General features: G+C 72.1%; 7 protein-coding genes and 2 pseudogenes. 8 read left to right on the top strand and 1 reads right to left on the bottom strand.

Annotated features, from left to right (window positions below):
- The 6 genes and pseudogenes from VGX25_RS21690 to VGX25_RS21665 all read left to right on the top strand — a co-directional run.
- A pseudogene (locus VGX25_RS21690) lies at positions 1 to 652 on the top strand (hypothetical protein); the annotation flags it as partial.
- Positions 653 to 655: 3 nt separating this feature from the next.
- Positions 656 to 1,423, top strand: coding sequence for an ESX secretion-associated protein EspG (locus VGX25_RS21685; RefSeq protein WP_326919692.1), 768 nt, complete (start codon positions 656 to 658; stop codon positions 1,421 to 1,423).
- Between the two features lie 70 nt (positions 1,424 to 1,493).
- On the top strand, positions 1,494 to 1,793 hold the full coding sequence (locus VGX25_RS21680; RefSeq protein ID WP_326919691.1) for a hypothetical protein: 300 nt from the start codon (positions 1,494 to 1,496) through the stop codon (positions 1,791 to 1,793).
- A 7-nt stretch (positions 1,794 to 1,800) separates the two neighbouring features.
- Positions 1,801 to 2,955 carry a transglycosylase SLT domain-containing protein gene (locus tag VGX25_RS21675; protein WP_326919690.1) on the top strand — a complete coding sequence of 385 codons (1,155 nt, stop codon included), beginning with the start codon at positions 1,801 to 1,803 and terminating at the stop codon, positions 2,953 to 2,955.
- 15 nt (positions 2,956 to 2,970) lie between these two features.
- Entirely contained in the window at positions 2,971 to 4,131 is a 1,161-nt protein-coding gene (locus VGX25_RS21670) for a pyridoxal phosphate-dependent aminotransferase (RefSeq protein ID WP_326919689.1), read from the top strand.
- 283 nt (positions 4,132 to 4,414) lie between these two features.
- Positions 4,415 to 4,588, top strand: coding sequence for a hypothetical protein (locus tag VGX25_RS21665; protein ID WP_326919688.1), 174 nt, complete (start codon positions 4,415 to 4,417; stop codon positions 4,586 to 4,588).
- Here VGX25_RS21665 and VGX25_RS21660 read toward each other — a convergent pair.
- Complete coding sequence (locus VGX25_RS21660; RefSeq protein ID WP_326919687.1) at positions 4,573 to 5,610, bottom strand: GntG family PLP-dependent aldolase; 1,038 nt, start codon at positions 5,608 to 5,610, stop codon at positions 4,573 to 4,575. The genes VGX25_RS21665 and VGX25_RS21660 overlap by 16 nt on opposite strands.
- A 133-nt stretch (positions 5,611 to 5,743) precedes the next feature.
- Here VGX25_RS21660 and VGX25_RS21655 point away from each other — a divergent pair, with 133 nt between their 5' ends.
- Both VGX25_RS21655 and VGX25_RS21650 read left to right on the top strand, forming a co-directional pair.
- Positions 5,744 to 6,262 carry a SigE family RNA polymerase sigma factor gene (locus VGX25_RS21655; RefSeq protein ID WP_326919686.1) on the top strand — a complete coding sequence of 173 codons (519 nt, stop codon included), beginning with the start codon at positions 5,744 to 5,746 and terminating at the stop codon, positions 6,260 to 6,262.
- A gap of 23 nt (positions 6,263 to 6,285) precedes the next feature.
- Positions 6,286 to 6,725: pseudogene (locus VGX25_RS21650) on the top strand (hypothetical protein); the annotation flags it as partial.

Here is a 6,725-nt window from a genome sequence, read left to right as displayed (position 1 = left end):
AGCACCCGGCGCGCCGGGCTCGGCCGGTGGTCAGGGCGGTGGCCCCGGTGGCGGTCCCGGCGGCGGCCCGTTCGGCGGCGCGCCCGGCACCCCGGGTGGACCGCCCGCCGGTCCGGGCCCGACGACCGGGATCGGTCCGGTTCCGCAGCCGGGGCCGGGTCTGCCCGGCGGGTCGGGCGCCCCTGGCGGGCCGCGCCCGGTTCCCTCGCCGTTCGTTCCCGCGGCGGCGGCCATCGCCGGCGCGGGTGCGGGTGGTGCGGCCCTTGGCGCGAGCGCGGAGAAGGACCGGGTGGTGCGCGGCGGCCGGCCGGGCACCTCGGGGAGCCCGAGAACGCCCGGAACGCCGGGGACCCCGAAGACCCCGGGAGCGGCGGCCACTCCGCCGAAGGGTGCCGCACCGCTGGCCACGCCGCCCGATGACGAGGCAAGGGCGGCGCGCAACGCCGAGCGGTTCGGCGCGCGTTCCGGCAAGCCGGCCGGCGGGGCGATCATGCAGCCGGCCACGGGCGCGGCCCGCAAGGAGGACGACGCCACGCACGTGCGCAAGTACGGCATCGACTCCGGGGACCTGTTCGAGGACGGCCGGTTGACCGCGCCCGCGCTGATCGGCGACGACGAGGACACCGAGAAGAACGAGACGAAGGCGGACTGACGGGTGTCGTCCGGGAGCGTGGTGCTGTCCACGCTGGAGTTCGACGTGCTGTGGGAGCGGGAGAACCTGCCGCCCCGGCACGTGGCGGTGGACGTGCTCAGTCCGGGCAAGACCCACAGCGAGCGGGCCGCCCTTGTGCGGCAGGCCTTCGACGCGCTCGAGCAACGTGGCCTGGCCAAGGGTGACCGCGCGGTGCCCGAGCTGGCCGATTGGCTCAACCTGCTGGCCCATCCCCAGATCGCCATCGACAGTTGGGTGTGGACGGACCACGAGATCAAGTCGTTGGCCGTGGCCACGGGCGGCGAGGGCCTGCTGGCCGTGGTCGAGCTCAAGGAGGTCTGGCTGATCCCGGCGAGGGACACCGCGCTCGCCGACGCGGCCGTGTCGATCGCCGGCGTCCAACCGGCCGGCCGCGGCTACTCCGTCAGCGTGGCAACGGAGCTGCTGCACGCCGCCGACGCCCGCGCGCAGGGCAACCCGCAGACCATGGCCACGTACCTCAAGGAGCGCGGTGTGTCCACAGTAGACGCACAGACGCTGGCCGCGACGCTGTCCGGAATGGGCATCCGTGGCCAGTTCGGCGCCGAGCGCCGGCAGCGCGACGGGCAGGTGCGCCGGGCCGACCGGGTGGTGGCGTTTCACGACACGCCCGAGGGTCGCTACGCGTACCTGGTTCGCCCGAGCAACGACGGGCGGACCTGGAGCACGATCACGCCCGCGGACAACACGTTGCTGGCCGCGTGCGTGCGGGAGTTGCTGGACGAGATCTGATGCGGGAACCTCACTACCGGTCGTCGCGTCTGACGCGGTGCATCCGACGCCGGAGGGGTTGGTAGGGGCCGTGCCGAGCTACAACATCGACGCGATCAACACCTGCATGCGCAAGGCACAGGACTACAAGCCGAGGTTCGGCGAGATCTCCGACAGCTTCCCCGACGTGTGCGGCGATCCGTCCGCCTATGGCACGTTGCCGAGCTCCGCCGCCGTGTCGCAGGCCGTCGACGCGCTGAACACCGCCCTGCACAACGAGTTCGACGCCGCGGAGACCAAGCTCGACCAGGTGGCCAGGGCGCTGGACGCCGTCGTGCAGAGCATCCAGAACCACGAGGACAACGCCGTCCGGACGATGACACCGAGGTGAGTTGATAGTGAGCGCGGCGGGTGATCTGGCCCAGTACGCCGGTGGCGACGCGGTCGTGGCCGAGGCCAACAAGGTGGAGAACGCCAACCCCGGAGCGATCACCTCGGCGGCCACCCGGCTGTCCACGGCCGCGACCAACGCCGGCACCCACGGCACCGAGGTGGCCAACGCGGTCAGGGGCCTCGACGACGCGTGGCAGGGCGCCTCGGCCGACCAGTTCGTGGCCTACATGGACCGCTTCGCCAGGGCGGGCACCGACATCGGCACGGCGATGACCCAGGCCGCCGAGGCGCTCAACGGTGTCGCCGAGGCGATCAACAGCGCCAAGACCTACGTCTCCGGCCGCTGCGACCAGGGGCTGACCGAGATCCGCAACTGGATCCGGCAGAACAGCGACGCCGACCAGGCCAGCCTCGACGCCTTCACCCGCGAGGTGTGCGGCGGCGTCGCCGCCGACATCCGCACCCACCTGCAGGGCACCGAGGCCACCCTCGCCTCCGCCGTGGGCGTCCTCACCGGCGCCAAGACCCCGGCCAGCACGTTCTCCTCGATGCCGGACCCGAACACCCAACCCTTCACCCCCCAGCCCGGCCAGCCGATCGAGTGGACCCCGGTGCCCCCGTCCGAGACCGGGACCCAGCCGGCCGCCGCCGACGGCCAGAACGGAAACCGCTCCGGCGCGGCCACCTCCGGCACGGGCGGCGGCCACTCCGGTGGCGGCGGCAGCGGCTCCGGTGGCGGCGGTGGCGGTGGAGGCGGCGGCCTCGGACCCAGCGGCGGCCCTCCGGCCGGCGGCCCTCCACCCGGCAACGTGCAGGAGTGGATCAGGCAGGCCATCGAGATCCTCCGCGCCAACGGCATCAACGTCGGCGACGCCGACGCCCAGCGCATCTGGCAGATCATCCAGCACGAGTCCGGCGGCAACCCGCACGCCATCAACAACTGGGACAGCAACGCCGCCAAGGGGACGCCGTCGAAGGGGTTGATGCAGACGATCGACCCGACCTTCAACTCGTACAAGCTGCCGGGGCACGGCGACATCTGGAACCCGGTGGACAACATCTGCGCCGGGGTGAACTACGCGATCTCCCGGTACGGCTCGCTGGCGAACGTGCCGGGGATCAAGGCCATGGCCAGCGGCGGAGCGTATCGGGGGTACTAGCCATAGGGTGGCGCCATGCGTGCCCACCTGTTGAAGGTTGCCGAGCGGGCCGCGATCCCGCCCTTTCACGTGATGGACGTGCTGTCCGCGGCCAACGCGCGGCAGCGGGCCAAGGGGGACATGGTGTCGCTGGCGGCGGGGCAGCCGTCGGCGGGGGCGCCGAAGCCGGTGCTCGAGGCGGCCGCGCAGGCCATCGCCACGACGAACCTGGGGTACACCGAGCAGCTGGGCATTCCGGAGCTGCGGGCGGCGGTCGCGAAGCATTACGAGGACCGGTACGCGCTCGAGGTGGACGCGCGGGACGTCGTGCTCACCACGGGGTCGTCGGGCGGGTTTCTGCTGGCCTTCCTGGCGGCGTTCGACGCGGGCGACCGGGTGGCGGTGATCCGGCCCGGCTACCCGGCGTACCGCAACATCCTCACCGCGCTGGGCTGCGCGGTGATCGAGCTGCCGTGCGACGAGCGCACGAGGTTCCAGCCGACCACCGGGATGCTGGACGAGCTGGCGATCGACGGCCTGGTGGTCGCCAGCCCGGCGAACCCGACCGGCAGCGTGCTCGAGCCCGCCGAGCTGGCCGCGATCGCCGGGTGGTGCGCCGAACGCGGCGTGCAGTTGATCAGCGACGAGCTCTACCACGGGATCGCCTACGACGTGGCGACGAGCAGCGCGTGGCAGTACTCCCGCGAGGCGGTGGTGGTCAACTCGTTCTCGAAGTATTTCGCCATGACCGGGTGGCGGCTGGGCTGGCTGCTCGTGCCGGAGCGGCTGCACCGCGCCGTGGACTGCCTGACCGGCAACTTCACCATCTGCCCGCCGGCGCTGGCCCAGTACGCCGCGGTCGCCGCGTTCGAACCGGAGTCCTACGCCGAGTTGGACGGTCACGTCGCGCGCTACCGGGTGAACCGGGACCGGCTCGTCCAAGGGCTGGCCGCGCTCGGGATCGACCGGTTGGCCCCGCCCGACGGCGCGTTCTACGCCTACGCCGACGTGTCGCATCTGACCCACGACTCGATGAGCTTCTGCCAGCGGCTGCTGGCCGACACCGGCCTGGCGATCGTGCCGGGGATCGACTTCGATCCGGTGGACGGCCACCGGTTCGTCCGGTTCTCCTTCGCCGGCACCACCCAGGACGTGGACGAGGGCCTGCGCCGGCTGGAAGGCTGGCTGCGGCGTTGAATTCAAGGCAGGGCTGGAAGCACTACTCGCCGTTGCCGACCGCCGGTCGGCACCCACCGACCCCTCGGGCGGGCCTCCGGCCGGCCCTCGGCGCCGGTAAGCACTCACCGGGAACCGGTGAGCGGCACCCACCGTTGGAACAGTGTTGATTCGATGTGAGGACAGAGCTGGAAGCACTACTCGCCGTCATCGGCCTCCGGTTGGCACCCACCGACCCCTCGGCCAGCCCTCGGCGCCGGTATGCCCTCACAGGCGAGGAATCGTCGGGGGAGGGATGTGGGACATGCTGCTGAAGATCATCGGCGCGATCATCGTGATCTGGCTGGCGTTCGCCGTGCTCGGGTGGATCTTCAAGGTGCTCGGCACGCTGCTGGTGGTGGCCGCGGTGGTCACGCTGATCGGCATCGGTTACGCGGCGCTGAAGGGGAAGTCGGGGCAGCGTCAGATCCGGCCGTGAGCCGGTTGGAGGGTTTTGATTCGCCCTAGCGCCTCGGCGATGTCGGACGTGTCGACGTCGCGGTGCGTGATGAAGCGGACCTTGCCCGACATCGGCACGGCCAGCACGCCCGCCTTGGCCAGCGCGTCGAGGACCAGCTCCACATCCGGCACCCCGGCCAGCACGATGTTGGTCTGCGGCGGGTCGACCTGCCAGCCAAGCTCGGCCAGCCCCTCGGCAAGGGCGGCGGCGTTGGCATGGTCGACGGCCAGGTCGTCGATCCGGTCGAGGGCGACGAGTCCGGCCGCGGCCAGGACGCCGCCCTGGCGCACGCCGCCGCCGAGCATCTTGCGGACCCGCCGCGCCTCGGCGACGAACTCCGCGCTGCCCGCGACCACCGAGCCGACCGGCGCGCCCAGCCCCTTGCTCAGGCACACCTGCACGCTGTCCACGCCGACGGTCAGCGCGGCCGGGAGCACGCCGAGCGCGACCGAGGCGTTCCACAGCCGGGCTCCGTCGAGATGCACCCGCAGCCCGGTGTCCCGCGCGGTGGCCACCAGCAGGGCGTGCTGATCCGGCGGGGTCACCGTGCCGCCCGCGGCGTTGTGGGTGTTCTCCAGGCACAGCAGCGTGGTGCGCAGCGCGTAGTACGGCGCCGCGCCACCGGCCATGGTGCGCACGGTGTCCGCGGAGATCCGGCCGGGCCCGGCTTCCCAGTCCAGCGCCTCGGGCATGCCGCCGGCGAGCCAGGCCGCGGTGCCCAGCTCGTTGCCGAGGACGTGGGCGCCGCGCGGGGCGAGGAACCGGTCACCGCGACCGAGGTGCAGGGTCAGCGCGATCAGGTTGCCCATCGATCCGCTCGGCACCCACAGGGCGGCGTCCACTCCCAGCGTGTCGGCGACCCGTTCCTCCAGCGCGCGCATGGTGGGGTCGTGGTCGAGCACGTCGTCACCGACCTCGGCGGCGGCCATCGCCTCCCGCATGCGGGTGTCCGGTTTGGTGACGGTGTCGGAGCGGAGGTCGATGGGAGCGTCGGCGGTCACAATCCGATCACACCACACCTGTCCACGGGCCACGTGACAAAGGGGTGGCGTACATCTCAGCTGACGTCCATGCAACCGTGTGGACGGCACGGTCCGTCCTCGGTACGCACAATGACGAGCGGAGAGAGTCCGCGTGGAGCAACGCCACGAGCAGGAGTTCGCGGAGTATTTCGCGGCTCGGCGAGACGCCGTGCGGCGGACCGCGTACATGCTCTGTGGCGACTGGCACCGGGCGGACGATCTGGCGCAGACCGCGTTCGTCGCGCTGCACCGGAAGTGGCGCAAGATCCGGGACCGCGGGGCCCTGGACGCCTACGTCCGCAGGACGCTGGTGCGCGCGGTGATCGACGAGACCCGGCGCCCATGGCGGCGGGAGCGGTTCGTGCCGGAGCTGCCCGAGGTCGCCCAGACCGGCGGGGAGGTCGGCGACGCGGTGGCGACCAGGTCGGCGCTGCTCGACGGGCTGCGGCGGGTCCCGCCCCGGCAACGGGCGGTGCTCGTGCTGCGGTTCCTCGACGGGCTTGACGTCGCGGCCACGGCCGAGGTGCTCAAGTGCTCGGAGGGAACCGTGAAGAGCCAGACCGCGCGCGGGCTGGCCGCCCTGCGCGACGTGCTGGGCGACACGCTGGACGATTTGAGGTCGGCTTCATGAGCGGACGAGGGAGGTGGACGTAGGTGGACGAGCGCAAGTTGGGCGAGTTGTTTCGGGACGCGGTCCCCGACGCGCCGCCGCCGTCGTTCGACTACGATGACGTCGCCGCCGAATCCGGTCGCCAGCGGGTGCGTCGGCGAAACGCACTTCTGGGTGGATCCGCGCTCGGGATTGCGCTACTTGCGGGCGCAACCGTGCTCGGCGTGGCATTGTGGAAGGGAGCGGAAGCCCCAGGGACCGCCTCGACGGCCGGTGCACCTTTTGTTGGTGGATCCGGTAACGCAGAGGTCGCCCCGAACGAGGTACCCAGCGAAGACGCCCGTCGGTCGTCGCCCAAGGCGGCCAGCGGGGCACAAGACAATAGCTTCCCGCCGGAGGTGCCGAAGCAGGGCGGCCCTCCCAGCGGGAACGCCGGGACGCAAGAGCCCGGCAGCACCTCTAGTGGGTGCGGACAGGCGGCCGG

The sequence above is a fragment of the Actinophytocola sp. genome, assembly GCF_035942955.1.
In the GTDB taxonomy this organism is placed as follows: Bacteria; Actinomycetota; Actinomycetes; order Mycobacteriales; family Pseudonocardiaceae; genus DASYTH01.
Note: the sequence above shows the minus strand (reverse complement) of the source record. Positions and strands in the feature narration are given on the sequence as shown.

Coding starts and splice junctions, on each gene's coding strand:
- VGX25_RS21670 (WP_326919689.1), top strand. CDS start 2,971: ATGCGTGCCCACCTGTTGAAGGTTGCCGAGCGGGCCGCGATCCCGCCC.
- VGX25_RS21665 (WP_326919688.1), top strand. CDS start 4,415: ATGCTGCTGAAGATCATCGGCGCGATCATCGTGATCTGGCTGGCGTTC.